Source organism: Acidovorax sp. WCS2018Noco2-16 (assembly GCF_031843945.1).
Lineage (GTDB): Bacteria > Pseudomonadota > Gammaproteobacteria > Burkholderiales > Burkholderiaceae_C > Paracidovorax.
On sequence record NZ_JAVTJJ010000007.1, the window covers coordinates 150,693 to 177,488 of the forward strand.

Annotated in this window: 25 protein-coding genes; 16 read left to right on the plus strand and 9 right to left on the minus strand. The window is 66.8% G+C overall.

Annotated features, from left to right (window positions below):
• Nucleotide 1 precedes the first annotated feature (1 nt).
• The 3 genes from RQI28_RS14830 to RQI28_RS14840 are packed head-to-tail and all read left to right on the plus strand — an operon-like array spanning nt 2 to nt 2,639.
• A complete protein-coding gene (locus tag RQI28_RS14830; protein ID WP_311223432.1) occupies nt 2–898 on the plus strand; it encodes an ATP-binding cassette domain-containing protein in 897 nt (298 codons plus the stop codon).
• A complete protein-coding gene (locus RQI28_RS14835; protein ID WP_311223433.1) occupies nt 898–1,884 on the plus strand; it encodes an MlaD family protein in 987 nt (328 codons plus the stop codon). The genes RQI28_RS14830 and RQI28_RS14835 overlap by 1 nt, the downstream gene beginning before the upstream one ends.
• Before the next feature lie 41 nt (nt 1,885–1,925).
• Nucleotides 1,926–2,639, plus strand: coding sequence for an ABC-type transport auxiliary lipoprotein family protein (locus tag RQI28_RS14840; RefSeq protein WP_311223434.1), 714 nt, complete (start codon nt 1,926–1,928; stop codon nt 2,637–2,639).
• 86 nt (nt 2,640–2,725) lie between these two features.
• On the opposite strand, the gene RQI28_RS14845 is transcribed toward RQI28_RS14840, so the two are convergent.
• From RQI28_RS14845 to RQI28_RS14855, 3 genes are all read right to left on the minus strand, one after another.
• Nucleotides 2,726–5,122: a TonB-dependent siderophore receptor gene (locus RQI28_RS14845; protein ID WP_311223435.1), complete on the minus strand. Its 2,397-nt coding sequence runs from the start codon at nt 5,120–5,122 to the stop codon at nt 2,726–2,728.
• Between the two features lie 201 nt (nt 5,123–5,323).
• Nucleotides 5,324–6,304 (minus strand): FecR domain-containing protein, encoded by a 981-nt coding sequence (locus RQI28_RS14850; protein ID WP_311223436.1) that lies wholly within the window; start codon nt 6,302–6,304, stop codon nt 5,324–5,326.
• The gene (locus tag RQI28_RS14855) at nt 6,294–6,848 is read right to left on the minus strand and encodes a sigma-70 family RNA polymerase sigma factor (protein WP_311223437.1); all 555 of its coding nucleotides are present in this window, start codon (nt 6,846–6,848) and stop codon (nt 6,294–6,296) included. Before RQI28_RS14855 ends, RQI28_RS14850 begins: the two co-directional genes overlap by 11 nt.
• A 144-nt stretch (nt 6,849–6,992) precedes the next feature.
• On the opposite strand from RQI28_RS14855, the gene RQI28_RS14860 reads away from it, so the two are divergent.
• The 4 genes from RQI28_RS14860 (at nt 6,993) to RQI28_RS14875 (ending at nt 9,538) form a co-directional block, all read left to right on the plus strand.
• Nucleotides 6,993–7,613 carry a phosphoadenosine phosphosulfate reductase family protein gene (locus RQI28_RS14860; RefSeq protein WP_311223438.1) on the plus strand — a complete coding sequence of 207 codons (621 nt, stop codon included), beginning with the start codon at nt 6,993–6,995 and terminating at the stop codon, nt 7,611–7,613.
• A 209-nt stretch (nt 7,614–7,822) separates the two neighbouring features.
• Nucleotides 7,823–8,041, plus strand: a complete 219-nt coding sequence (locus RQI28_RS14865; RefSeq protein WP_311223439.1) for a CsbD family protein — start codon at nt 7,823–7,825, stop codon at nt 8,039–8,041.
• Nucleotides 8,042–8,176: 135 nt separating this feature from the next.
• Complete coding sequence (locus RQI28_RS14870; protein WP_311223440.1) at nt 8,177–8,755, plus strand: hypothetical protein; 579 nt, start codon at nt 8,177–8,179, stop codon at nt 8,753–8,755.
• Nucleotides 8,756–8,992: 237 nt separating this feature from the next.
• On the plus strand, nt 8,993–9,538 hold the full coding sequence (locus RQI28_RS14875) for a hemerythrin domain-containing protein (RefSeq protein WP_311223441.1): 546 nt from the start codon (nt 8,993–8,995) through the stop codon (nt 9,536–9,538).
• Nucleotides 9,539–9,554: 16 nt separating this feature from the next.
• Here RQI28_RS14875 and RQI28_RS14880 read toward each other — a convergent pair whose 3' ends face one another.
• A complete protein-coding gene (locus RQI28_RS14880) occupies nt 9,555–9,809 on the minus strand; it encodes a hypothetical protein (protein ID WP_311223442.1) in 255 nt (84 codons plus the stop codon).
• Nucleotides 9,806–11,236, minus strand: coding sequence for a cell envelope integrity protein CreD (gene creD / locus RQI28_RS14885; protein ID WP_311223443.1), 1,431 nt, complete (start codon nt 11,234–11,236; stop codon nt 9,806–9,808). The genes RQI28_RS14880 and creD overlap by 4 nt, the downstream gene beginning before the upstream one ends.
• Before the next feature lie 385 nt (nt 11,237–11,621).
• On the opposite strand from creD, the gene RQI28_RS14890 reads away from it, so the two are divergent.
• Nucleotides 11,622–12,026: a hypothetical protein gene (locus RQI28_RS14890; protein ID WP_311223444.1), complete on the plus strand. Its 405-nt coding sequence runs from the start codon at nt 11,622–11,624 to the stop codon at nt 12,024–12,026.
• A gap of 52 nt (nt 12,027–12,078) precedes the next feature.
• Here the strand turns inward: RQI28_RS14890 and creC are convergent, their stop codons facing one another.
• From creC to RQI28_RS14910, 4 genes are all read right to left on the minus strand, one after another.
• On the minus strand, nt 12,079–13,521 hold the full coding sequence (gene creC, locus RQI28_RS14895; RefSeq protein WP_311223445.1) for a two-component system sensor histidine kinase CreC: 1,443 nt from the start codon (nt 13,519–13,521) through the stop codon (nt 12,079–12,081).
• A 100-nt stretch (nt 13,522–13,621) separates the two neighbouring features.
• On the minus strand, nt 13,622–14,308 hold the full coding sequence (locus RQI28_RS14900) for a winged helix-turn-helix domain-containing protein (protein WP_311223446.1): 687 nt from the start codon (nt 14,306–14,308) through the stop codon (nt 13,622–13,624).
• 16 nt (nt 14,309–14,324) lie between these two features.
• Entirely contained in the window at nt 14,325–14,963 is a 639-nt protein-coding gene (locus RQI28_RS14905) for a MarC family protein (protein ID WP_311223447.1), read from the minus strand.
• Nucleotides 14,963–15,709: an SDR family oxidoreductase gene (locus tag RQI28_RS14910; protein ID WP_311223448.1), complete on the minus strand. Its 747-nt coding sequence runs from the start codon at nt 15,707–15,709 to the stop codon at nt 14,963–14,965. Before RQI28_RS14910 ends, RQI28_RS14905 begins: the two co-directional genes overlap by 1 nt.
• A 123-nt stretch (nt 15,710–15,832) precedes the next feature.
• Here RQI28_RS14910 and RQI28_RS14915 point away from each other — a divergent pair, with 123 nt between their 5' ends.
• From RQI28_RS14915 to gshB, 8 genes are all read left to right on the plus strand, one after another.
• Nucleotides 15,833–16,522 carry a dienelactone hydrolase family protein gene (locus RQI28_RS14915; protein ID WP_311223449.1) on the plus strand — a complete coding sequence of 230 codons (690 nt, stop codon included), beginning with the start codon at nt 15,833–15,835 and terminating at the stop codon, nt 16,520–16,522.
• 121 nt (nt 16,523–16,643) lie between these two features.
• The gene (locus RQI28_RS14920; protein ID WP_311223450.1) at nt 16,644–17,924 is read left to right on the plus strand and encodes a glutamate-5-semialdehyde dehydrogenase; all 1,281 of its coding nucleotides are present in this window, start codon (nt 16,644–16,646) and stop codon (nt 17,922–17,924) included.
• A 17-nt stretch (nt 17,925–17,941) separates the two neighbouring features.
• Complete coding sequence (gene trkA / locus RQI28_RS14925; protein WP_311223451.1) at nt 17,942–19,399, plus strand: Trk system potassium transporter TrkA; 1,458 nt, start codon at nt 17,942–17,944, stop codon at nt 19,397–19,399.
• 56 nt (nt 19,400–19,455) lie between these two features.
• Entirely contained in the window at nt 19,456–20,922 is a 1,467-nt protein-coding gene (locus tag RQI28_RS14930; protein WP_311223452.1) for a potassium transporter TrkG, read from the plus strand.
• 148 nt (nt 20,923–21,070) lie between these two features.
• Nucleotides 21,071–22,366 (plus strand): glutamate--cysteine ligase, encoded by a 1,296-nt coding sequence (gene gshA, locus RQI28_RS14935; RefSeq protein WP_311223453.1) that lies wholly within the window; start codon nt 21,071–21,073, stop codon nt 22,364–22,366.
• Between the two features lie 211 nt (nt 22,367–22,577).
• Entirely contained in the window at nt 22,578–24,446 is a 1,869-nt protein-coding gene (locus tag RQI28_RS14940) for a potassium transporter Kup (protein ID WP_311223454.1), read from the plus strand.
• 147 nt (nt 24,447–24,593) lie between these two features.
• Nucleotides 24,594–25,784, plus strand: a complete 1,191-nt coding sequence (locus tag RQI28_RS14945) for a benzoate/H(+) symporter BenE family transporter (RefSeq protein ID WP_311223455.1) — start codon at nt 24,594–24,596, stop codon at nt 25,782–25,784.
• A 22-nt stretch (nt 25,785–25,806) separates the two neighbouring features.
• Nucleotides 25,807–26,760 (plus strand): glutathione synthase, encoded by a 954-nt coding sequence (gshB, locus tag RQI28_RS14950; RefSeq protein WP_311223461.1) that lies wholly within the window; start codon nt 25,807–25,809, stop codon nt 26,758–26,760.
• The last annotated feature ends 36 nt before the right edge of the window (nt 26,761–26,796 follow it).

A 26,796-nucleotide genomic window follows, 5' to 3' on the forward strand; every position in this document is an offset into this window, starting at 1 on the left:
GATGACCGACGCCGTTCTCATTCCCGCAAACGACCTGGCCGCCGATGCCGCCAGCGCCGGCTCGGCCGCGCCGGCTCCACCGCCGGCCGACGCACCGGCCGTGGTCGAGGTGACAGGTCTTTCCACCGTGTTCGGCAAGGGCGACGAAGCCTTCACCGTGCACCAGAACCTCGACCTCACGGTGCAGCGCGGCGAAATCCTCTCGGTGGTCGGCGGCTCGGGCACCGGCAAGACCGTGCTGATGCGCCACATCCTGGGGCTGACGCAGCCCACCGAAGGGCGGGTGACGGTGCTGGGCGAGCCAGCCTCGCAGCTGACCGCGCGCGGTGCGGCCAGCCGCGTGGGCATGCTGTTCCAGCAGGGCGCGCTGTTCTCGGCCTTCAACGTGCGCGACAACATCGCCTTTGCGCTGCGCGAGCAGGGCACGCTGCCCTCGCGCCTGGTGTGCGACGCCGCCATGGTCAAGCTGCAGATGGTGGGCCTGAAGGCCGAGCACGCCACGCGCATGCCGGCCGACTTGTCGGGCGGCATGATCAAGCGCGTGGCCCTGGCGCGCGCGCTGATCATGGACCCGCCGCTGTTGATTCTCGACGAGCCCACCGCCGGGCTCGACCCCAACAGCTCCGACGATTTCTGCGAGCTGCTGCGCGAGCTGCACGCCTCTTTGGGCCTCACCGTCATCATGGTCACGCACGACCTGGACACGATCTTCGCGCTGTCCACCCGCGTGGCGGTGCTGGCTGAAAAACGCGTCATCGCCAGCGGCACGCCGCAGGAAGTGGCGCAGGTCGACCATCCCTTCATTCACCAATTCTTTCTCGGCGAACGCGGCCGGCGCGCCATGGCCCCTGTGCCTGCGCCTGCGCCCGATTCGCCGCAATCCGACAAGGACGACTGATGGAAAACAAGTCTCACGCGCTCGCTGCGGGCATCTTCGTCGTGGTCGTGACTGCGCTGCTGGCGGGCCTGGGCCTCTGGCTCACCCGCGACCGCACCGACTACACGCTGTATGAAATGTCCAGCAAGGACAGCGTCAGCGGCCTGCAGCCCGAAGCGGCCGTGCGCTACAAGGGCGTGGCCGTGGGCAAGGTCACGCGCATCGGGTTCGACCCGCAGGTGGCGGGCAACGTGCTGATCCGCATCGCCGTGAACGAATCTGCGCCCGTGTCGCCCACCACCTTCGCCACGCTGGGCTACCAGGGCGTCACGGGCCTGGCGCACATCCAGCTCGACGACGCCGACGCGCCGCTGCAGCCGCCGCCCCCGGGCGACAGCGGCCTGCCGCGCCTGCCGCTGCAAAGCTCGTCGTTCAGCCAGATCGCCGAGCAGGGCCCCGCCATCCTGGCGCAGGTGCAACAGGCGACCGAGCGCATCAACAAGCTGCTGGGCGACGAGAACCAGGCGCGCTTCACGCTGGCGCTGGACAACCTGGCGAAGGCCGCTGGCAGCGCCAACACGCTGGTTCAGCGCATCGACAACACAGTCGCTACCAAGCTCGACCCGGCGCTGGCCACCGTGCCGGCCGTGGCGCAGGACGCGCGCGCCACACTGCAGGCACTGCGCACGGCCGGCGACAACGCGGCTGCCGCAGCCGGCGAGGTGCGCACCGCAGTCTCCAAGCTCAGCGTGGAGGGCGGGCCTATCGACCAGATCGCGGACAGCTCCAAGTCGCTGTCCGACGCGGCCGATCGCTTCGGGCGCGTGTCGTTGCCGCGCCTGAACAACGCCGCCGATGAAGCCGCCCGCGCCGCCCGCCGCCTGGGCCGCACCGCCAGTGGCATCAGCGATAACCCGCAGTCGCTCATCTACGGCAACGGCAGCGCGTCCGCCGGCCCCGGCGAGCCCGGCTTCACGCCGCCCCAGCGCACGGCCCCCGCACCTTGAGCGCCCGTCGCCACCGAACACGTCTTACGAAGGAAATCGGCATGTTTACTATTAAAACAATAGCTGCAAGCCCTGGTGGATCAAGCGCTAGAGCCCTGTTTGGCTTGTGTTTTGCAGCTGCTCTGGCAGGCTGCTCGGTGCTGCCCACACCGCCCACCCGGGCGGAGGTCTACGACTTCGGCCCCGGCCTGGCCGGCGTCCAGGCCAGCCCACCCGCGCAGGCCGTTACGGCACCGGCCGGCAGCGCCAGCACCGCGGCGCTCGCGCCCGTCGCGCTCGCCGAAGTCAGCACCACCGGCGTTCCCGAAGGCAGCACCGCCGTGCTTTACCGCCTGGCCTACGCCAACGCGCAGCAGCTGCGCCCTTACGGCCAGGCCCGCTGGAGCCAGCCACCCGCCCAGCTCGTGCAGCAGGCCCTGCGCGACCAGATGGGCCAGCGCCGCGCCGTGCTGCTGGGTGAAGAAGGCATCGCCCAACTGCTGGACAACGGCCGCCCCCCCACGGTGGTGCGCGTGCAGCTGGAAGAGTTCAGCCATGTCTTCACCGCGCCAGGCACCAGCGGCGGCCTGGTGCGGCTGCGTGCCTCGATCGGCGAATCCACCACCGCCGGCGAAAAGCTCATCGCCCAGCGCGTGTTCACCGTTCAGCGCCCCGCTGCCACGGCCGATGCGGTCGGCGGCACGCGCGCGCTGGCCGACGCCACGACGCAGGCCGCCGTCGAGCTGGAACAGTGGCTGGAGCAACTGGGCCGCTGAGCGCGACGCCGCAAGGCTCAAGACAACGAAAAAGGGGCGCCATGAGCGCCCCTTGCCGTTCCTGCCGCTTCAACCCATTCAAGCGATCAGAAACTGTGCCGCAGCGTCACCGTCGCGTTGCGCGGCGCGCCCGGCAGGTTCAGGTTGGGGCTGCTGCCGTGGGCCGACACGATGTACTGGCGGTCGAACAGGTTGCGCAGGTTCAGCTGCACGGTGGTGCTCTTGCCGATGCGGTACTGCGCCATGGCGTCCACCACCGTGTAGCCCGGCAGCGTGACGGTGTTGCCTGGGTTGGCGAAGCGCGCGCCCACGTAGCTCACGCCGCCGCCCACGCTCCAGGCATCACCCAGCGCCTGGGTGATCCAGGCCGAGAGCGCGTTGCGCGGCGTGATGGTGGCGCGCTTGCCCTGCACCGGCTGGCCGGCGTCGGTGGTGTTGGAGCGCACCACGCGCGCATCCAGATAGGCGTAGCTCACGGTGGCCTGAGTGCCGGCGCGCAACTCGCCGGCCAGCGACAGCTCAAGCCCGCGCGTGCGCTGCGTGCCGATGGGGATCAGGCGCGTGGGCTGCGTGGGGTCGGTGGTCTTGATGTCGGTGCGCTCGAGCTGAAAGAGCGACGCCGTGGCCGTGGCGCGGCCGTCCAGCAGCTCCCACTTGGTGCCCACTTCGTAGTTGGTCGTCTGCTCGGGCTCGATGGCGGCGTTGGTGGCCGACAGCGCGAACATCTCGGCCGACGGCTGGTACGACCGGCTGACCGACACGTAGTACGACTGCACGCTGTCCGGCTGCCACACCAGCCCCAGGCGCGGGCTCCAGGTGCTGTCGGTGCGGCCGAAGTCGGCCTGGCCCGCCAGCCGGTTGTCGGTGTCCTGCCCGAAGCGGTCGTAGCGCAGGCCGGCCAGCAGCTTCCACTGCGGCGTGAAGGTGATCTGGTCCTGCACGTAGAGCGCGCGCGTGTCGTAGCGGTTCAGGGCGCTGGCCGTCAGCGCACCGCCGCCGTTGAGCGGCACCACCGGCAGCACCGGGTTCAGCACATTGACGGTGGCGACCGTGCCGCCGGTATAGGTCAGCGCGTCCTTGTTCTGCTGGCCCAGCTCCAGGCCGTAGAGCAGCTCGTGCGCCACGCTGCCGGTGCGCAGGTTCTGGATCAGCTCGGTCTGGTTGAACACGCCGTGCTCGAAGCGGTCCACGCCCGAGCGCGTGAGCGCCACGGTGCCCGCCGCGTCGTTGGTGGTGCCGGCGGGCAGCGTGTTCTGGCGGTCGAGTTCGTAGTGGTAGTAGCGCAGCGCGTTGCGCACGCGCAGGCTGTCGGAAAAGCGGTGGTTGAAGGTGGCGGTGAACGAACCCACGGTGGATTCGGACGTGTCCGCATCGCGCGCGTTGGCCGAGCCGAAATAGGTGCGCGGGTTCACGTTCACCGGCCGCCCGCGCAGGGCGGGAATGCCGAAGTCGGTCACGCGCTCATCGCGCAGCCATTCGGCCTGCAGCATGAGCGAGGTGTCGGTGCCGGGCTTCCACAGTACCGACGGCGACACCGTCTGGCGCTTCAAGAATTGCTGGCTGCGGTAGCTGTTGGCGTCTTCGGCCGCGCCCGTCACCCGCCACGACCAGTCGCTGCCGGCGGGCGCGCGGCCCACGTCGAACTCGGCGCGCTTGTCGGCCCAGCTGCCCAGGCTGACGGCCACGTCCGACACGTCGGTGCCGGGCTTCTTGGTCACGCGGTTGACCAGCCCGCCTGAAGAGCCCCGCCCGTACAGCACGGCGGCCGGGCCCTTGACCACTTCCACGCGCTCGATGTTGGAGAGGTCGCGAAAGTACAGCGCGTCGTCCCGAAAGCCGTCGACGAACTGGTCGCCGATGCTGGTGAAGCCGCGAATGCTGACCTGGTCGCGCTGCCCGTCGCCGTGCGACAGGCCCACGCCGGCCACGTTGCGCAGCGTGTCCTGCAGCGACGTGGCGGCCTGGTCGCGCAGCACCTGCTGCGGAATCACGTTGATGGTCTGCGGCACATCGCGCAGCGGGGCCTCGGTCTTGGTGCCGCTGGCCGAAGAGGGCGCGTAGTAGGCCGTGTCTTCGGCGCCGCGCGCGGCCTGCACGCGCACCTCGCGCATCGTGCTGCCGGCACCCGTGGTCGCAGCGCCAGCGTTGCCCGCCTCCACGGCGCGCTCGATGGTGAAGGTGCGCTCGTCCTGCGCGCGCACCACCAGCCCGCTGCCCGCCACCAGGCGCTGCAGCGCGCTCTGCACGTCGAGCGTGCCCTGCACCGCAGGCGCCTGCACGCCCTGCGCCACGTCGGCCACGAACAGAATCTGCACGCCACTCTGGCGCGCGAGCGCACCCAGCGACTGCGCCAGCGGTTGGGCCGGCAGGTTGACGGACACGGGCGTTTGGGCCGATGCGGAGGCGCAGGCGAGGTACAGCGCGGCGACAAAGGCGCTGAGGGTGGCGGCGCGGCGCGGCCGGCTAAAGAGGGCGGTGGACATGGCGGTGGACAGGATGGAAAAGGGCTGCGGGAAGGATGAAGTGACCCGGCGCTGCACGGTGCGCGCGGCGGGCCTTACTGCTAGCCGCGTGGCGCGGCAGGTTTGTACACCCTGTGCCGTAGAAAAAACGGTAGCTGCTGGGTTTGGAGCCGTTTTTTAAGCCAAATTGGCCTCCAGCGCCCGCCCATCAAGCGCAAGCAGCTATGGTTTTTGATGTGCATAGCGGCTGGCGATCTCCACGCCGCCATCCGGCCGGTGGTCGACGCGCACCGGCGCCAGGCGCGGCAGCAGGTCGATGAGCTGGTCGAGCCGGTCCAGGTCGAACTGGCCCGAAATGCGCAGCGCGCCGGCGCCGGAGTCGGCCAGCACGATAGGGGCGCGCCGGTGGCGCTGCATCTCGGCCACGGCGTTGGCCAGCGGGGTGGCGTCCAGCACCAGCCGGCCCTCGCGCCAGGCGCCTACGGTGAGCGGGTTCACCAATTGTGGCGCGGGCCAGCGGGTCGGATCACTGCCGGCGCGCAGGCTCTGACCGGCCGACAGGTCGACCGGCGCAGCGTTGCCGGCGGCGGAATGCACGCGCACTTGGCCTTGCAGCACGGTGACGGTGGTGCCGCCGTTGCCGTTGCTGTGGGCATCGCTGCCTGCAGCGGGCGTCTCGCGGCGCACGGTGAACACGGTGCCGATGTCCTGCACCACCACATTGCCCGCCGCCACGGTGAAGGGCCGCTCCAGCCAGGGCAGGGCGGCATGCCAAGGCGTGTGGGCCACGGTGAAGGCGGCCTCGCCGGCGGTCAGCGTGAGCCGGCGCGAGCGCAGGTGCTGCGCCACTTCCACGCGCGACGCGGTGTTCAGCCGCAGCTCGCTGCCGTCGGCCAGCACCACGGTGCTGCGCTCGCCCACGGCGGTGGCCAGCGATTGGCGCTGCAGTGCCGGATCGGCCCAAAGCAGCGCGGCAACCGCCACCAGCGCGACGGAGGTGAGCGTGGCTGCGCCGGCGCCGTGCAGGCCCGTGCGGGCGTGCCGGCGGTGCGCGGCAGCCTGCTCGATCTCTTCGGGCGTGGGCAGGTGCTGGCGCAGCAGGTCGGCAAAGGGCGCCAGGGCGTCGTCGATGGGCAGGTGCGCGCTGCGGCCGCTGCGGGCCGGTGTGGGGGCCGGCTCGGCGCCCTGCGCTTCAGCCGGCATGGTCTGCCACCAGCACCGGCGCCACGTCGCGCAAGGCCCGGGCCAGGTGGCGCGCGACCATGCCGCGCGAAATGCCCAGGCGTCGCGCGGCCTCGTCCTGCGGCATGCCGTAGAGCTTGGTCAGGATGAAGGCCTCGCGGCTGGCCTGCGGCAGGCCTTCGATGGCGGCCAGCAGCGCGCGCTGGCGCTGGCCGGCGGCCACGGCCAGCTCGGGCGGCGACAGCCGGGGCGCGGCGGCGGGCGCGTGCCACTCCAGCTCCAGGCCGTTGATGGCGGTTTCAGGACGGCGCGCCTGGGTGCGATACCGGTCAATGGCCAAATCGCGTGCAACGCAGCGCAAAAACGCCAGCGGGTTGCCGATGGTCTGCGGCACGGGGCGCTCCAGCAGCCGAACGCACAGGTCGTTGACGATCTCGCGCGGCTGGCACTCGTCGCCGAAGCGTCGGCGCAGCGACGCGACCAGCTCGTCGTAGTGCTGCACCAGCACGGCCAGCAGGGGCTCGGGCGATGGCGGCGGCAACAGCGTGGTGTCGGTGGGCGGCATGGTGGCGCATTATAAAGAGAATGGGAATTATTCTTATTGATTGAATGGTGTGGCGCAGGCAAGGGTCGGGTGCGGCGGGCACAATCGGCCTCTTTTCACTGGCCACCGAGGCCAGCCGCGAACACCACGGATCCGGAGGGTTTCATGAGCATCGATCTCGCACACATCAACGCCGAACTCGGCCGCAACGCGCAAGGCCTGGTCGACTGGGCCATCGGTCTGGGGCGGCCTGCCATCGTCACCACCAACTTCCGTCCGTTCGAAGCGGTGATCCTGCACATGGTCACCCGCGCGCAACCCGACGTGCCCGTGGTGTGGATGGACAACGGCCACAACACCGAGGCCACCTACCGCTTTGCCGACGAGGTGGCCAAGCAGCTGGGGCTGAACCTGAGCATCTACCTGCCCCGCCGCTCGCGCGCGCACCGCGAGGCTGTGGACGGCCCCGTGCCCGCGCTGGACGACCCGCGCCACGCGGCGTTCACCGAAGAAGTGAAGCTGGAGCCCTTTGCCCGCGCGCTGCGCGAGACGGCGCCACAGGTGTGGTTCACGGCCTTGCGCGCCACCGATACGGCCGTGCGCGCGCAGATGGAGCCTGTGAGCATCAACCCGGACGGACTCATCAAGGTGGCACCGCTGCTGCACTGGTCGTCCAAAGAACTGTACGAATACCTGCAGGCGCATGGCCTGCCCAACAACTTCGATTACGTGGACCCGACCAAGGGCGAAGACAACCGCGAATGCGGGCTGCATCTGTCGCACTGAGCGGCGGTGTCATTCAATCGCAAGGCGTGCCTGAGGCACGCCTTTTTTGTGGGCGCGCGGTTCGTAGGCTTGGGCTGACGCGGGCTGCGTCATGGCACCTACGCCCTGGCCCACAAGGCGCTTTTACAGTTCGTTCCATCGCACACAGCACGGTTTCTCTCCATATCGGAGCGGCGGGCTGAAGCGACAACAACGCAAAGGAGATCGCCATGAACGAAGACACCGTCAAGGGCAACTGGAAGCAGTTCACCGGCAAGATCAAGGAGCAATGGGGCAAGCTGACCGATGACGACCTCGATGTCGCCGCCGGCAAGCGTGACCAGCTTCTGGGCAAGCTGCAAGAGCGCCACGGCCTGGCCAAAGACGCGGCTGAAACCGAACTGAAGTCGTGGGAAGGCCGTAACCCGGACTTCCGCTACGACCGCTAAAAAGCAGTCTCTGCCAGGCCCGCGGGCCTGGCCTGCATCGAATCCAACAAACAAACAACAAGGCCCGCGTCGGGTGGTCGTCATCGACACCGCACAAGGGCAGCAGAACCCCTTTTTGACCCGAGGAGAAATTCAATGAAACATACCCGTAACCTCATTGCCATCGTTGCTGCCACCATGCTGGCCACGTCCGCCATGGCCATGACCAGCGCCGAACACAAGACCGCCAAGGACCAGATATCCGCCACGTACAAGGCCAACAAGGCCAAGTGCGATGCGCTGACCGCCAACGCCAAGGACATCTGCCAGAAGGAAGCCAAGGGCGTTGAGAACGTGGCCAAGGCCGAGCTGGAAGCGCAATACAAGCCCAGCGACAAGAACACCTACAAAGTGGCTGAAACCCGCGCCGATGCCGACTACGAAGTCGCCAAAGAAAAGTGCGATGACATGAGCGGCGACGCCAAGAACGTCTGCCAAAAGGACGCCAAGGCAGCCCACGTGACCGCCAAGGAAAACGCCAAGGTGGCCCGCGCCCAGGCCAAGCCAGCCGACACCGCTGCCAAGAAGGACGCCAACGTCGCTGAAGTGAAGCAAGAAGCCACCGCTGAAAAGCGCGAAGCCCAGTACAAGGCTGCCAAGGAACGTTGCGACACGATGAGCGGCGACGCTCAGAACAAGTGCGTGGCTGACGCCAAGCGCATGTACGGCCAGTAATTCGCTGTCGCCCCAGGCAACTGCGTTACTGAGTACAAAAACAAAGCGGGGAGCACCGGCATCTGAAGAGACGGCCTGCGTTATCCCACTGTGAGGCCCTGCGGTTGCAGGGCCTTTTTTCGTTGGTGAGACGACTTTGGATTTGCTGAGCTGAATCAATGCCGCCTTCGCCATCGATCCCTAAGCTGCCCGCTGAGCCCGGCCATTCGGTGGGCGTTGAAAGGACGGGTCATAAAGATGGCGCAATTGGAATGGTCGCTGGGGCTGGCGCTGGATCTGCCGCTGATGGACACCACCCACCAGGAATTCGTCGAACTGCTGGCGGCGGTGCAGGCGGCCGATGATGCGGCGCTGCTGCCTGCCTGGCATGCGCTGGTGCACCACACGGTAGAGCACTTCGGGCAGGAAGACCGGTGGATGCAGTCCACCCGGTTTGCATCCAGCAACTGCCACTCGATGCAGCATCGCGTGATCCTGCAGGTGCTGGGCGAAGGCACCGAGCGGGCGGAGAAGCACGGCGAGTTGCAGGTGCTGCGCGGCATGGCGTCGGAGCTGGCCGTGTGGTTTCCGCAGCACACGCAGAGCATGGATGCCGCACTGGCGCTGCACTTGCGGCGCGTGGGGTTCGACCCTGTCACCGGCCAAGTCGCTGCGCCGGCAGAATTGCCTGCCGCCTTGATCGAAGGCTGCGGCAGCGCATGTTCCGGCGGTGACGAGGACGGGCGTGGTCATCGTTCAGAAGTGCCGGCCACGGCGTTGGTGGATGAGGCGGCACCTGCCTGACACTGGCTATATCTCGTCAACCCATACGGCTTCGCGGCAGGCGCATGCCCGCCATGCGCCACGCCAATAGCCGTAGCGCGCGGCGCAGCGACACCGGCATGCCGCCGCCCACGGCCGGGGCGTAGGCGGCTTGCAAAACTTCCTGTTTCACGCTGCGCAGCGCTGCACGGTCCTGCGCCGCCAGGGCGTTCAGCAAGCGGTCGTGATAGCGCTGCACTCGCTGCGCCTCGGCATACGGCAGCGCAGGACCGCTCGGCTGGGCGCGGTTCATTCGGCCTCCCGGGGTGCAGCGTGGGCGGCGCCCTCTGGCCGAGCCGTGCCATACCAGTTGACCTTGCGGGTGAGCACCATCACCGCGCCCAACACCACAAAGAGTGCGATGGAGCCCACGGCCAGCGCGGTCTGTTCCAGCTGCAGCAGCACATACAGTAGGCCGTAGAGCAAGGCAATGCCCGCGCCGAACGGCACGCCGCGCAGCGCCCCGCCCAGCATGTGGCTGGCGTAGTAGCCCAGCAGCAGCACGCAGGCGCCGGCGGCCGCCGCATACGAGACACCGAACGGCAGATGCTCCGACAGGCTGACCAGCAGCAGAAAGAAGCTGCACAGCGCGGTGCCCACCAGCAGGTATTGCACCGGGTGCACGCGCAGCTTCTTCATCAATTCAAACAAAGCCACCGCCACGAACGTGAGCGCGATGAACAGCACGCCGTACTTGGTGGCGCGGTCGGACAGGGAATATGGATTCACCGGGTCGACGAAGGCCACGCTGAAACTGTCGGTGCAGCCGCGCGCCGGGTTTGTGGCGGCTTCCGTGCGATCACCGTCTTCACTGTCTTGCAAGGCGGGATCAGTCCAGCCGGGGTCGCAGATGCGGCGCCCGGCGATCACGTCCTGCTGCGCCGTGGATGCCAATGACGACAGCCGCCAGCGCGCAGTGAAGCCGTCAGCGCTCCATTCGCGTTCGGACGGCAGAAAACGCCCGGAGAAGGAAGGGTGCGGCCAGCTGCTCTGCATCTGCACGTCGGTGGTGCTTCCCAGCGGCACGATGGCCAGCAGCTCTGTGCCGACCAGTTCCAGGTCGAGGTTGGCGCTGACGGCACCGGGCTGGTGGACCAGCGCTTGCGGCAATTGAGCATGCAGCCCGCGCGCGTAGGTGGGGTGGAAGGTGCCGGGCTTGAGCGCCAGCGATTGATCGCCCACCTGCAGCTGCGCGGTGCGGATGCCGCGCGCATCGCCCACGGCCACCATCAGGATCGGGGCGCCGCACTGCATGCGCGAGCCTTTCACGGTCGCTTGCGGCCGCAGGCTCGACAGGTCGGCCCATTGCGCCGTCAGGTGCGCCTTGAGCGTGAAGGCGTTGACCTTGTGCAGGCCGCGAGCGCGCTCTTCCATCACCGCCGCCGTGCGCATCTGCAACTGCTCGGGCATGGCGGTCAGACGGAACTCGCGCCGCCGCTCCACGCTACGCCGGTCCGCCCCCGTGCCCACGGTCTCGTCCCAGCTTTCCACGCAGGCGCTGTGCATGAACGGCCCCAGCAAGGTCTGCGGCCCGGCCAGGCTTTGCGCCACGCTGCGGGTGGCTTCGCTGCGGTATCGCTGCCGGTCGCGCACGACGTCTTCGATCAGGCCGAGGCCGAAAAGCAGCAGCGCGGTGATGACTGCCAGTGCGGCGATCTTGGTGAAGATGGGGTGTTTCAAGAGACTGGTCCTCCATGAGTGGTTCATGGAGAGGCAGTGTTCTGGCTCCCGGTGAGCAGGGAATGAAGTTTGTGAAGCGAGGGTGAAGTGCTACGTGCTTGCGTGCATTCTTAGCCCCGGATGGGAGAATGTCGGCCCCCAACGAGGAGTCATCATGAGATCCAGGCCTACGGCTGCGAGAGTGCCGAGCACAACGTTTTCTCTTACTTTGGGTGTCGTGCTTGGAATCGGTGCAATAGCTGGTGTTGGCAGTGTCCACGCAACGGGCAAGACTGCGGAGGTCGTCTGCACTTACGCGCCCAGTCAAAGTCGTCTTGTCGCTGCGGTGTCTGCATCAGCTGGCGGGTCGGGTGCGACAACGGCAGCAGTAGCAGCCGCCACAGGTTTGACGGTCGTACCTCATAGCAGTGGCGCGTTGATTCTCACGGGCTCATCAGGGTACGTAGCCGGGACGCTGGGCGCTACCGCTTCTGCAGTGGCGGCTGCGCCGACAGTAGTGGCAGTCAGTCTGCTGGTGGGAGGAGCTGTTGTCGCGCTGGAACTGCTGTGCGCGTCAAAGAATCACCCAGAGCAGGTTGCTCAGATTCATGCAGCGACTGAAGAGTTCTTGCGGCGGTTCAAGCCTGCAATTCAAAAAGCTCAGCAAGAAGCGGGGCAAATGGTCAAGTCCGTTCGGCCTGCGTTGGGAGAAGGTGTTGTCAAGGTACGCACGGCGACTCAAGGCGCCATGAAATACGCGTATCGCAAGAGCGTGGATGCAAAGGGTATTTGGGAAGAAATGCGCAAATAAGGGTGACTCCAATACAGTTGCAGCTGCATCGGCCTACTAGTTCACACTGATTTTATGGCGATGGGAAAAGCAGTTTTGCTCGTGTTCCTGGGTGGATATTTTCAATGCCCAGACTGCCCCCATGCAGCGCCATCACGCGCCGCACGATGGCCAGGCCCAGCCCGGAGCCGCTGCGCGAGCCATCCGGCCGTGCCGTGGTGAAAAAGCGCTCGCCCAGGCGCGGCAGGGCGTAGTCGGGCACGCCGGGGCCGTTGTCCTGCACGGTGATCGCGCGGCCGTCGAGCTGCACGCGCACCGTGCCGCCTTCGGGCGAGAAGTCGATGGCGTTGTCGATCAGGTTGCCGATGGCCAGCGTGACCAGCTCCGCCTCCCACGGGCCGCTGGCGCCGTCGCCGCTCAGCTCCAGTGCGATGCCGCGCTGGCGGGCGCGGGCGGCGCTTTGCTGCACGGCGCGTTCGGCGCAGTCGCGCAGGGCGACCGGCGCGGCGGCTTCGGCGTGCTGGCGCTGCTCCAGCTTGCTTAGTTCGAGCAGGCGGTCGATGAGGCGCTGCAGCCGCTCGCTCTGCTCGACGACTTGGGCGGCGAACTGCGCGCGGTCGTGCGGGGGCAGATCGTCCTGCAGCAGCTCGCCCGCGCCGCGGATGGCGGCCACCGGGCTCTTCAACTCGTGCGTGAGGGCGCGCACGTAGCCTTCGATGTAGTCGTGGCCCTGCAGCCGCTCGCGCATGCGGTCCATGGCGCGTGCCAGGTCGCCCAGCTCGCCGGGTACCTGAGGCACGGGCGGCGGCGGCGCTGCGAAGTCGCCCGGCGCCTGCACGCTCAGGGCGTAGTCGCGCAGGCGGCGCACGTGCCACACCGTCCACACCGTGACGGCCACGCCGACCAGCGCCGACAGCACCAGCAGCAGCACGCCGCCACGCAGCACCTTGTTCTCGGCCCGGTCGATGAAGCGCTGCACGGCACGCGTGGGTTTGGCCACGGTCAGCACGCCGGCGATGCGGCCGCCCACCTGAATGGGCGCGGCCACATACATCACGCCGCTGGTGTCGTCGCCCGATACGTCGCGGCTGGCGCGGGCGCCGTATTCGCCGCGCAGCGTGCGGGCCACGTCGCGCCACTGCGAATAGTCTTCGCCCAGGGCTTTGCGCTCGCTGTCGAAGACGACGCGGCCCGTGGCGTCGGTCACGTAGATGCGGAAGTCGAGCGTCTGCTTTGACAGGCCCCAGATGGACGCGTCGATGGGCCGGCTGGCGTAGCTGCGCACGTGCCGGGCGAAGGCGCTGTCGGGCGCATCAGGAGCGTCGGCGCGCAGCCGCCCGGCGGCCAGGTCGTCGCTCGCCAGCTCGGCCAGGATGTTGGCGGTGTCCACCATCATGTCTTCCATCACCTCGCGCACGCTGGGCTTGATCTCGGCCGTGAACACGCGCAGCACGAAGAACGCGGCGATGCCGTTGATGAGGAAGAAGGCGAACAGCAGGCGGATGCCGAGGCGCATGGGTTCAGGTGGGTATTGTGGTGAGTGCTATTAAAAATATAGCTGTCAGCGCTTATATATCAAGCGTTGGAGGCCGATTTGACTCATATACCGCGCTCGCTCAGCCGTCCAGGCTGTAGCCCATGCCCCGGTGCGTGCTGATGTATTCGCGCGCCGGGTCGGCCTCGCGCAGCTTGGCGCGCAGGGTCTTGATGTGCGTGTCGACCGTGCGGTCGGTGCTGTCGCTGTCGTCGCCCCAGGCGGCGGCCAGCAGCGCGTCGCGCGAATGGATGCGGCCGGCGCCTGCCAGCAGGGCGGACAGCAGGCGGTATTCGCGCCGCGTCAGCGCCAGCGCGCGGCCGTGCAGGTAAATGCGCTGGCCGGCGGCGTCGTCTTGAAAGGGGCTGGCAGGAGCCGGCGCAGCGGCGGTGGCGCCGGAGCGCCGCAGCAGCGCCTTGACCCGCGCTGCCAGCTCGCGCGGGCTGAAAGGCTTGGGCAGGTAGTCGTCGGCTCCCAGCTCCAGGCCCAGCACGCGGTCGATCTCTTCGCCCTGCGCGCTCAGCACCAGCACAGGCGTGGCCTGGCCGACCAGGCGCAGCTCGCGCAGCAAGTCCAGCCCGTTGCCGTCGGGCAGGCCCACGTCCAGCACCACCAGGTCGAATGGCGCGGTGCGCGAATCTCGTAATTGCGAGCGCGCGTCGCGCAGCAACAGGCTGTGCAGGGTGGCCAGGCCCTCGCGCTCCAGCGCATAGGCCACCGTGCGTGCGATGGCCGGGTCGTCCTCGACCAGCAGAATGCGCGCAGACATCGGCGGGCCCGCCCGTTCAGCGCGCGACCAGCACGGGAAAGAGCTTGCCCAGGCCGTCGGCCATCACCTCGACGGCCAGCGCCGCGAGGATCAGGCCCATCAGCCGGGTCATCACGTTGATGCCGGTCTTGCCCAGCACGCGGGCGATGGGGTCGGCCAGCGCAAAGCACAGCGCCGTGGCAATCGCGATGACCACGCCGTAGCCCACCAGCGCCGCGTGCTGCCAGAAGGTCTGCGCGCGGTCGGCGTAGATCACCACGGTGGACATGCTGGCCGGCCCGGTCAAGAGCGGAATGGTCAGCGGCACCACGGCGATGCTGTCGCCCTGCGCGGCTTTCTCGGCGCCTTCTTCCAGCTCGTTGGTCATCGGTTTCGCTTCGGCGGGCTGCGCGTTCAGCATGTTCAAGGCGCTGATGAGCAGCAGCATGCCGCCGCCCACCTGAAAGCTCTGCAGCGAGATATTGAAGAACGCCAGGATCTGCAGGCCCAGCAGCGCACACGCGGCAATGACGCAGAACGCGCTGAACGAAGCCACCTGGATGGTGCGGCGCCGCTCGGCCGAGGAAAAGCCCGCCGTGTAGTGGATGAAGAACGGCACGATGGCCAGCGGGTTGACGATGGCCAGCAGCGCAATCAGGGGTTTGAGCGATTCCATCAGCGTCCTCCGGAGATTTCCATGAGTGTCATGGTGGTGTAGGGCGACGCATCGCCCATCAGCCACACGATGCCCTCGGCGACTTCCTCGGCCGTGCCGCCGCGCCCCATCGGCACCAGGTGCGCCAGGTCGCGCACACGGTCGGGCAGGCCGCCGCTGGCATGAATGTCGGTGTCGATCAGGCCGGGGCGCACGGCGTTCACGCGAATGCCCTCGGCCGCCACCTCGCGCGCCAGGCCGAGCGTCAGCACGTCGATGGCGCCCTTGGCTGCGGCGTAGTCCACGTATTGGCCCGCCGCGCCCAGTCGCGCTGCGGCGCTGGACACGTTCACGATGCTGCCTCCCGCGCCGCCGTGCTGCGTGCTCATGCGGCGCACGGCCTCGCGGGCGCAGTAGAAGCTGCCCAGCACGTTGACGTCGAACATGCGGCGCAGGCGCGCGCCGTCCATGACGTCCACGCGGGCCGGCACATCGACAACGCCAGCGTTGTTGACCAGCGCGGTCAGTTGCCCGAGCCGCGTATCCACGGCTTGGAACATCGCCACCACGTCGGCTTCTACGGCCACGTCGCCCTGCACGGCAATGGCTTGGCCCCCGGCCTCGGTGATCTGCCGCACCACGGCGTCGGCCGCGCCGGCCTGGCGGGCGTAGTTCACTGCCACCGCCCAGCCCTGGCGGGCGGCCAGCACTGCCGTGGCCGCGCCGATGCCGCGGCTGCCGCCAGTGATCAAGGCCACTTTGTCCATATGCTGTCTCCTGCAAGAATGTGCGGCATTACAGCACTGCGGCGCGCCGTCCGGCAGTCCCACGGGCCGATGCCGCAGATGATCCGCAGTTGTCTTGAACTTTCCACCACGAGGAGCATGCATATGGGCAGTTTTGTCGATCTCACTTCCGCCGACGGTTTCACCGTACCCGCCTGGGTCGCGCAGCCCGAAGGCCCCGTGCGCGGCGCCGTGGTGGTGCTGCAGGAGATTTTTGGCGTCAACTCGCACATCCGCAGCGTGGCTGACCGCCTGGCCGCACGGGGCTATGCCGCGGTGGCCCCAGCCACGTTCGAACGCGTGGCGCCCGGCGTGGAGCTGGGTTACACCGGCGAGGACATGCAAGCCGGCATGGCACTGAAGACGCAAGTCGAAGCGCTGCCCGGCGCCGGCGTGCTGCCGGACATTCAGGCGGCCATCGATCATGCCGCGCAACTGGGCGGCGGCAAGGTGGGCATCGTGGGTTTCTGCTGGGGCGGCCTGCTGACCTGGCGCGCCGCGTGCGAATTGAAGGGCTTGTCCGCTGCCATCTGCTACTACGGCGGCGGCATGACCCAGGACGAAGAGGCGGCGCGCACGCCAGCCTGCCCGGTGCTAGCGCATTTCGGCCGCCGCGACCATTTCATTCCGCTGGATGGCGTGCAGGCCCTGAGCCGCGCGCATCCGGAGGTGGAAATCCACGTCTACGACGCCGACCACGGCTTCAACTGCGACCAGCGCGGCTCCTACGACGAGGCCTCGGCCACTGCGGCGCGCGAACGCACGCTGGCCTTCCTGGCCCAACACGTCGGCTGATCGGTTTCTGACCGATTCGGGTGGTTGCGCGGCGCCTTGCGCAGCCACCTGCAGGGCAGGTCGAGCGAGTGGGAATGGACGGTTGATACGCGCTGGCGCCGAGTGCGTCAAAATCACGCCCATGAACGCGCTCAACATCGCTGAATACACCCAGACCCTCGGTTTACAGGCAAAAACGGCCTCTGCGCTTATGGCACGGGCGCCGGCAGCTATCAAAAACAGAGCATTGCTGGCGCTGGCCCGCCTGTTGCGCGAAAGCGTTGGCGACCTGCAGGCAGACAACGCCCGCGACCTGGAACGCGCCCGCGCCGCCGGCCTGGCCGAACCTATGGTGGACCGCTTGAAACTCAGCCCCCAGGTTCTGGAGACCTGCGCCCTGGGCTGCGAGCAACTGGCGGCCATGCCGGACATCATTGGCGAGATTTCCGGCCTGAAGCAGCAGCCCAGCGGCATTCGCGTGGGGCAGATGCGCGTGCCAATTGGCGTGTTCGGCATGATCTACGAGAGCCGCCCGAACGTCACCATTGAGGCCGCCAGCCTGAGCATCAAGAGCGGCAACGCGTGCATCTTGCGCGGCGGCTCCGAGGCCATCGATTCCAACAAGGCGCTGGCCCAACTGGTGCAGCGCGCGCTGGCCGAAGCCGGCCTGCCCGAAGACGCCGTGCAACTGGTGCAGACCACCGACCGCGAGGCCGTCGGCCAGCTGATCGCCATGCCCGCGTATGTGGACGTGATCATCCCTCGCGGCGGCAAGGGCCTGATCGAGCGCATCAGCCGCGATGCCAAGGTGCCGGTCATCAAGCATCTGGACGGCAACTGCCACACCTATGTGGACGACCCCTGCGACATGGCCATGGCCGTGAAGGTGGCCGACAACGCCAAGACGAACAAGTACAGCCCATGCAACGCCAGCGAGGGCTTGCTGGTGGCGCGCGGCGTGGCGGCGCAGTTTCTGCCGCAGATCGGCACCGTCTATGCCGCCAAGGATGTGGAAATGCGCGGCTGCCCTGAATCGCTGGCGCTGCTGGCCACCGTGCCCGGCGCCAAGCTGGTGCCTGCCACCGAGCAGGACTGGAGCGAGGAATACCTCGCGCCCATCATCAGCATCAAGGTGGTGGACGGCGTGGATGAGGCCATTGCCCACATCAACCGCTACAGCAGCCACCACACCGACGCCATCCTGACGCGCGACCACGTGCATGCCCAGCAGTTCCTGCGCGAGGTGGATTCCGCCAGCGTGATCGTGAACGCCAGCACGCGTTTTGCCGATGGCTTCGAGTACGGCCTGGGGGCTGAAATCGGCATCAGCACGGACAAGTTCCACGCGCGCGGGCCGGTGGGCATCGAAGGGCTCACTTCGCTCAAGTGGGTGGTGCTGGGCGAAGGCGAAGTCCGCAGCTGAGGCTGCGGACCACCGTCATGAAGATCATTATTTTGGGCGCGGGCCGCGTGGGCTACAGCGTGGCCGAGAGCCTGGTGTCCGAGCAGAACGACATCACCGTCATCGACACCGACGCGGAGCGCTTGCGGGACCTGGAGGCGCGCTTCGACCTGCGGGGCGTGGTCGGCAACGGCATCGACCCGGCCGTGCTGGCCGAGGCCGGCGCGCGCGACACCGACCTGTTGATCGCCTGCGCGGCGCAGGACGAGACCAATCTGGTGTGCTGCAAGGTGGCGCAGCTGATGTTCAGTGTGCCTACGCGCATCGCGCGGGTGCGCTCTTCCGGCTTTGATACCGAACAGGGAAGCCTGTTGCTGGGCAAGGACGGCTTCGGTGTGGACAGGATCATTTGCCCCGAAGAGTCGCTGACCCGCTACATCGGCAAATTGGTGGAGTTTCCCGAGGCGCTTCAGGTGCGCCAGTTTGCAGGCGGGCGGGCCTGCCTGGTGTCGGTGCGCGCGCGGCTGGGTGCCGCCATGGTGGGAATGAAGATCGCCACCATGCGCGAGACTGCGCCCGAAGTCGCCATGCGCATCGTCGCGATCTACCGGCGCTTTCCCGAAGAGCCCGACCGCTTCATTCCGTGCGACGGCGCAACGCGTGTAGAGCCGGGCGACGAGGTGTTCGTGCTGTCTGCCCGCGAGCACATTCCGCAGGTGCTGGCTGCGCTGCACCGGCGCGGCGACCAGCCGTCGCGACCCGTGCGCCGCATCATGGTGGCTGGTGGCGGCCGTGTGGGCCAGCGCCTGGCGCGGCAGCTGTCGCAGCAGGGCGGCTTCAACGTGAAGATCATCGAGGAAGACCCAGCCCGCTGCCTGGCGCTGGCCGCAGAGTTGCCCACCGACATCCTGGTGCTGCAGGGCGATTCGACCGACGAGGACCTGCTGGGCGACGAGGGCATCGAAGAGGTCGACCTGTTCCTGGCGCTGACCGACGACGACGAAGACAACATCATGGCCAGCCTGCTGGCCAAGCGCATGGGCGCGCGCCGGGTGCTGGCGCTGATCAATCGCCGTAGCTATGCCGACCTGATGCACGGCACGCAGATCGACATCGCCCTGTCGCCCGCGCAGGCCATGCTGGGCGAGCTTCTGGCGTACGTGCGGCGTGGCGACGTGCAGGCCGTGCACAGCCTGCGCCGGGGCGTGGCCGAGGCGCTGGAGATTGTGGCGCGGGGCGACCGCAAGAGCTCGCGCGTGGTGGGCCGCAAGGTCAGCGAGATCCACCTGCCGGCCGAGGTGCACATGGGCCTGATCGTGCGTGGCCTGCCAGAAGCGCGGGGGGTGGAGCCGGCACTGGACGTGGAGCCCGAGGTAATCATTCCGCGCAGCCACACCGTCATCGAGAGCAACGACCATGTGGTGTTCTTCCTGCCGCACAAGCGGCTGGTGCGCGACGTGGAAAAGCTGTTCCGCGTAAGCGCCACGTTCTTTTGACGTGCCGGCCAGCGCGCAGATCCCCCCCCCGTCTTCCATACAACCCACCCCATCCCATGGCGGATCTCTTTCCCGTTCTGCGCGTGCTCAGCGTGCTGCTGGCGATGTTCGGCCTGTCGATGGTGGTGCCGCTGGCGGCGTCCTGGTTGGCCAAGGATGGCCTGTGGGCGATGTACGTCGCGTCGCTGGCGATCACCTGGGCGGTGAGCGGTGCGCTCTGGCTGCAGACCAGCCATCACCGCCGCGAATTGTTGCCGCGCCACGGCGTGATGCTGGTGTCGCTGGTGTGGGTGGTGCTGCCGCTCTTTGCCGCGCTGCCGCTGCTGTTCACCACGCACCAACTGGGAAGGCCGCTGTCGTTCACGCATGCCTACTTCGAGGCCGTGTCGGGCCTGACGACCACCGGCGGCACGGTGATGACCCAGCTGGATGACCTGCCGATGTCGGTCAATCTGTGGCGCACCTTCATGCAGTGGATCGGCGGCATGGGCATCTTGATTCTGGCCGTGGCAGTGCTGCCGCTGCTGGGCGTGGGCGGCGCCCAGCTCTTCAAGGCCGAGGCGGCCGGGCCGGTAAAGGACACCAAGCTCACCCCGCGCATGACCGAGACGGCAAAGGGGCTGTGGGGCGTATACGTGCTGTTCTCCGTCGCCTGCGCCCTGGCGTACTGGGGCGCGGGCATGACGCCCGAAGACGCGCTGATGCACATGTTCGCCACGGTGAGCCTGGGCGGGCTGTCGTCGCATGACCTGAGCTTTGCCCACTTCAAGTCGCCGCTGCTCGAAGCGATCGCCGTGGTGTTCATGCTGTTCGCCAGCTGTAACTTCGCGCTGTATTTCATCGCCGTGCGCAAGCGGCACCTGCGCGGCTTCTGGCGCGACGCGGAGATGCGCGCGACGATGGTGGCGCTCATCGGCGGCGGGCTGGTGGTTTCCGTGCTGCTGTGGGCCAAGAACATCTATCCGCTGTCGGACGCGCTGCGCTACGGCATGTTCCACGTCATTTCGGTGGCGACCACCACCGGCTTCGTCACCACCGACTACCTGGGCTGGCCGGTGTTCGCGCCGGTGTTCATGCTGCTGCTGTCGGGCGTGGCGACCAGCGCGGGCTCGACCGGCGGCGGCATCAAGATGGTGCGCATGCTGATCCTGATGAAGCAGGCGCGGCGCGAGATGACGCGCATCGTGCATCCGCGTGCGGTGCAGCCCTTGCGGCTGGGCGACGCGGTGGTGGACCCGCGCATGATCTTCTCGGTGCTGGCGTTCATGCTGGTCTATGGCGCCACGGTCATCACGCTCAGCATGGTGCTGCTGCTGACCGACCTCGACCCTGTCACCGCCTTTTCGGCCATTCTGGCCAGCGTGCATTGCATGGGACCGGGCCTGGGTCAGCTGGGGCCGGCATCGTCCTACGCCGTGCTGACCGACTTTCAGCTGTGGGTATGCACGTTGGCGATGCTGCTGGGGCGGCTGGAAATTCTGAGCTTCATGGCGCTGCTGACGCCAGCCTTCTGGCGGCGCTAAAAGGACTGACGGCCGGGTGCCGCACTGACTGCAAATGACGGGTTGCGGAATCGCCGGGCGACCCCATCTCCCTACAATCTTTTGTCAACGTACGCTTGGGAACGGGTTCTTCGGCTGTACGTCCTCCCTTCCTCCTCCAAGGGCACACATGGTTCCGCATCTCATCACTGCCCTCACGGGGCCGATCAACGAGCTTGAACAACGCGTCCTCGATTCCATGCCTGCCATCGAGCGGTGGTTTCGCCTGGAATGGATGGAGCACACGCCGCCGTTCTATACGTCGGTGGACATCCGCAACGCCGGCTTCAAGCTGGCGCCGGTGGACACCAACCTCTTTCCCGGCGGCTGGAACAACCTGACCACCGAGATGCTGCCGCTGGCGGTGCAGGCGGCGATGGCGGCCATCGAGAAGATCTGCCCCGAAGCCCGCAACCTGCTGATCATTCCGGAGAACCACTCGCGCAACACGTTCTACCTGTCGAACGTGGTGCAGCTGCAGCGCATCTTCAACATGGCGGGCCTGAACGTGCGGGTGGGCTCCATCAGCCCGGAGATCAAGAAGCCGACGGTGGTGACGCTGCCCAACGGCGAGACCGTCACGCTGGAGCCGGTCATCCGCAGCAAGCGCCGACTGGGGCTCAAGGACTTCGACCCCTGCACCATCTTGCTGAACAACGACCTGTCGGCCGGCCCGCCGGGCATTTTGGAAGACCTGCACGAGCAATACTTGCTGCCGCCCCTGCATGCCGGCTGGAGCGTGCGCCGCAAGAGCCGGCATTTTCAGAGCTATGAAGAGGTATCCAAGCGCTTCGGCAAGCTGCTGGGCATCGACCCGTGGCTCATCAACCCGTTGTTCAGCCGCTGCGACAACGTCGACTTCAACGAAGAGCCGGGGCTGGAGAACCTGCGCAGCGCGGTGGATGCGCAACTGGCCAAGGTGCGCCGCAAGTACAAGGAATACGGCATCAACGAAAAGCCATTCGTCATCGTCAAGGCCGACAACGGCACCTATGGCATGGGCGTGATGACGGTTCGCGACGTGAAGGACCTGGATGCGCTCAACCGCAAGACGCGCAACAAGATGGCGGTCATCAAGGACGGCCAGGCCGTGCACGACGTCATCATCCAGGAAGGCGTGCTGACCCGCGAACGCGTGCACGAGGCGGTGGCCGAGCCGGTGGTCTACATGATGGATCGGTACGTGGTGGGCGGCTTCTATCGCATGCACGCCGAGCGCGGGGACGATGAGAACCTGAACGCCCCCGGCGCCAGCTTCGTGCCGTTGGCCTTCGAGCACAGCACCCATCTGCCGCAACCCGGCGCTCGCCCGGGCGCCAGCGCACCCAACCGCTTCTATATGTATGGCGTGGTGGCGCGCCTGGCCATGCTGGCCGCCAGCTACGAGCTGGAAGCGACCGACCCCGAGGCCGAGGTTTACGACTGACTTCCGGGCCCTTCGCATCGGGCGCCTGCATCGCGCATGCCACAGGCGCGGCCTGTTGCGCCAGCCCGCCGCGGTCAGTAGTTGCTGCGCTGCAACATGCCGTGTCGGACAGTCCTGAGAGCCGACTGCGCGCGCAGAGCCCCGGCGCACAATAGCCATCCCGCAAGAATCGGATCCCGGCTGCTCCGCTGCGCGCGCCCGGGCCTACACAGTGCAAAGTTCCAAATCATCGCTCGCAGCGCTCACGCTGGGCGCCATCGGCGTCGTGTATGGCGACATCGGCACCAGCGTCCTGTACGCGGTCAAGGAAGTCTTCGGCTCGGGCCATGTGCCCTTTACGCCGTCCAACGTGTATGGCGTGCTGTCGATCCTGTTCTGGACACTCACGGTCATCGTGTCGCTCAAATATGTGGTGTTGGTGCTGCGGGCCGACAACAAGGGCGAAGGCGGCCTGATCGCCATGCTGGCGCTGGCCTCGCAGGCCGTGAAGGACAAGCCCCGCCTACGCTCGGTGCTGCTGGCCGTGGGCATCTTCGGCACGTGCCTCTTCTATGGCGATGGTGTCATCACGCCGGCCATCTCGGTGCTGTCGGCCGTCGAAGGGCTGGAAGTGGTGTCGCCACACTTCCGCAAAGCGGTGATTCCGCTCACCCTGGTGGTGCTGTTCTGCCTTTTTGCCGTGCAAAAGCGAGGCACCGCCGGCATCGGCCGGTACTTCGGGCCCATCACGCTGGTGTGGTTCATCTCGATCGCTGCACTGGGCGTGCCGCACATCGTGGGCCACCCGGAGATTCTGGGTGCGCTCAGCCCGCACCATGCGCTGGGCTTCATCTGGAACAACCCCGGCATCAGCTTCATCATTCTGGGTGCGGTGGTGCTGTGCGTCACCGGCGCTGAGGCGCTGTATGCCGACCTGGGACATTTCGGCAAGAAGCCCATCCGCCTGGCCTGGTTCAGCGTGGCCATGCCGGCGCTGACGGTGAACTACTTCGGGCAAGGCGCGCTGCTGCTGGCCGAACCTGACGCGGTGAAGAATCCGTTCTTCCTGATGGCGCCCGACTGGGCACTCATCCCGCTGGTGGTGCTGGCCACCATGGCCACGGTGATCGCATCGCAGGCACTCATCACCGGCGCCTTCAGCGTGACCAAGCAGGTCATCCAGCTGGGCTACCTTCCACGCCTGAACATTCACCACACCAGCGTGCGCGATACCGGCCAGATCTACATGCCGTTCGTGAACTGGGGGCTGTTCGTCGCCATCGTGCTGGCGGTGGTCATGTTCCGCTCCAGCAGCAATCTGGCGGCGGCCTACGGCATCGCGGTCACGCTCGACATGCTGATCACCACCGTGCTGACGTTCTTCGTCATCCGATACGGCTGGGGCTATCCGCTGGCGCTGTGCCTGGCGGCCACCGGGTTCTTCTTCCTGGTCGACCTGGCGTTCTTCACGTCGAATTTGCTCAAGCTGTTCGAGGGCGGCTGGTTTCCACTGATGATCGGCACCATTCTGTTCGTGCTGATGATGACGTGGAAGCGGGGGCGTGAACTGCTCAACGACAAACTGCGCGAAGACTCGATCGATCTGCGTGACTTCCTCACGGCCGTGTTCATCAGCCCGCCCACGCGGGTAGACGGAACGGCGGTCTTTCTCACGGCCGAACCCGGCTCCGTGCCCAATGCGCTGCTGCACAACCTCAAGCACAACAAGGTGCTGCATCAGCAGAACCTTTTCGTGACCGTGCGCAGCCACGAAACCCCGTGGATCGGGCTCGAGAAGCGCTTGCAGGTGGAACCGTTGGGCAGCGATTGCTGGCAAGTGGTGGTGCACTACGGCTTCAAGAACGACCCGGACCTGCCCCGGGCGCTGGAGTCGATGCGGGGCCGGGGCTGCGAGCTGGACTCCATGACGACCAGCTACTTCCTCTCGCGCGACGTGGTGATCCCCACCATCGGCAGCGGCATGGCGCCGTGGCGCGAGAAGCTGTTCGCGCAGATGCACCACAACGCCAGCGGCGCGGCGAGCTTTCTGAACCTGCCCAGCAATGCCGTGGTGGAGCTGGGCTCCAAGATCGAGATCTGAGCCGGTTTTCGGGCGGTTGCTTGCGAAATTTTTGGTGTTTTTGGCCTCTAACGCTTATCCAATAAGCGCTGGCAGCTATCAATTTAATAGTATTTGAGGCTGGTATGCCTGGCGTCATGCCTGCAGCTGCCCCGCTGTCCTTGTTTCATGCCGTCGTTTTTCAAAGATCTCAGCCTGTCGGCATGCACCGCCGGGTTTGTTGCAGTGTTGGTGGGCTTCACCAGTTCGGTCGCCATCGTGTTCCAGGCGGCGCAGGCCTTTCGGGCCACGCCGGAGCAGATCACTTCCTGGATGTGGGCATTGGGCCTGGGCATGGGCCTGTGTTCACTGATTCCTTCGCTGATGCTGCGCAAGCCGGTCATGGTGGCCTGGTCCGCGCCGGGGGCTGCGGTGCTGGCCACGGCCGGCGCATCCGGCGGCTTCAACATGGCCGATGCGGTGGGCGCATTCATGATCTGCGCCGTTCTCATGGCTCTGGCCGGCGCTACCGGCTGGTTCGAGCGGGTGATGAACCGTATCCCGGTAGCCGTCGCGTCTGCATTGCTGGCCGGCGTGCTGACACGTTTTGGCATGGAGGCTTTCTCGGCCGCCGCTGCGGCGCTCCCTTTGGTGCTGCTGATGCTGAGCGCTTATCTATTAGCGCGCCGCATGTTGCCTCGCTACGCCGTGGTGCTGACGCTGGCTGTGGGCGTGGCCTACGCTGCGGCCAGTGGGCGCATGGTGTGGACGGGGTTGGCGGTCGGCCTGGCAGCACCGGTGTTCACCGCTCCGGCCTTCAGTTGGGCTGCGCTGGTCAGCCTCGCCTTGCCGCTCTTTGTGGTCACCATGGCGTCGCAGAACCTGCCGGGCGTCGCGGTCATACGAGCTACGGGTTACCAGTTGCCCATCTCGCGGCTAATCACCATGACCGGTATCGCCACGCTTATGCTGGCGCCCTTCGGTGCGTTCGCACTCAACCTCAGCGCCATCACGGCGGCGATCTGCATGGGGCCGGAGGCGCACGAAGACCGGGCGCGCCGCTACACGGCGGCGACCTGCTGCGGGTTGCTGTACATCGTCATCGGCGCCTTCGGGGCGGTGGTGACGGCGCTGCTAACCGCTTTTCCGCGTGAATTGGTCGTGGCCATCGCCGGCCTGGCCTTGCTGGGCACCATCGCCAACGGGCTGGCTGTAGCCGTTCGGGACGAATCGCACCGGGAGGCGGCGATCATCACCTTCCTGGTTACGCTCAGCGGCGTCACCCTGGCGGGCGTGGGCTCTGCCTTCTGGGGCGTGGTCGCGGGCAGCATCGCCTTACTTGTGCAACAGTACGGCAAGCGGCCCGCACAGGGCTCGTAGCACTCACAACGTCTCTGGAACCATGAATCTTCTCTTCATCGCCGACCCCATCCATCAATTCAAGATCTATAAGGACACGACGTTCGCCATGATGCGCGAGGCGCAGCGTCGCGGCCATACGTTGTCCGTTTGTGAGCCGCAGCAGATTCACTGGCAGCGGGGCGGTCGCGTCACCGCTACCGTGCGCGACATCACGCTGACAGGGCGTGCCGACGACTGGTACGCCGCCCAGGCGCCACGCGCAGCGGCGCTGGCGGACTTCGGCGCGGTGCTGATGCGCAAGGATCCGCCCTTCGACAGCGAGTATTTCTACGCAACCCATCTGCTGGAACAGGCCGAACGCGACGGGGCGCGGGTTTTCAACAAGCCAAGAGCCCTGCGGGATCACCCCGAAAAACTCGCCATCATGGAGTTCCCCCAGTTCATCGGCCCCACGCTGGTGACCCGTGACGCGCAAGACATCCGGCGATTCCACGCCGAACACGGCGACATCATCCTGAAGCCGCTGGACGGCATGGGTGGCATGGGCATCTTCCGCGTGGTGAAAGACGGCATGAACCTGGGAAGCATCATCGAAACCCTGAACAAGGGCGGTGCCGAAAGCGTGATGGTGCAGAAATTCCTCCCCGAGATCGTCGAGGGCGACAAGCGGGTGCTCATCATTGGTGGCAAGCCAGTGCCTTACTGTCTGGCGCGCATCCCTCAGGGCAGCGAAGTGCGGGGCAATCTGGCGGCAGGCGGCAAAGGCGTGGCCCGCGCGCTGACGGCGCGTGACCATGAAATAGGGAACGCTTTGGGCGCTGTATTGAAAGAGCGCGGCTTATTGCTCGCTGGGGTGGACGTGATCGGCGACTCTGTCACAGAAATCAATGTGACCAGCCCGACCTGCTTTCAGGAGATCTTCGATCAGACGGGCTGCGATGTCGCAGCACTGTTCATTGACGCTCTGGAAGAGGCATTGCAGGTAGCTGCGTAGACGAGTTGAGATTTTTGCGAAGTTTCCTACCCAACC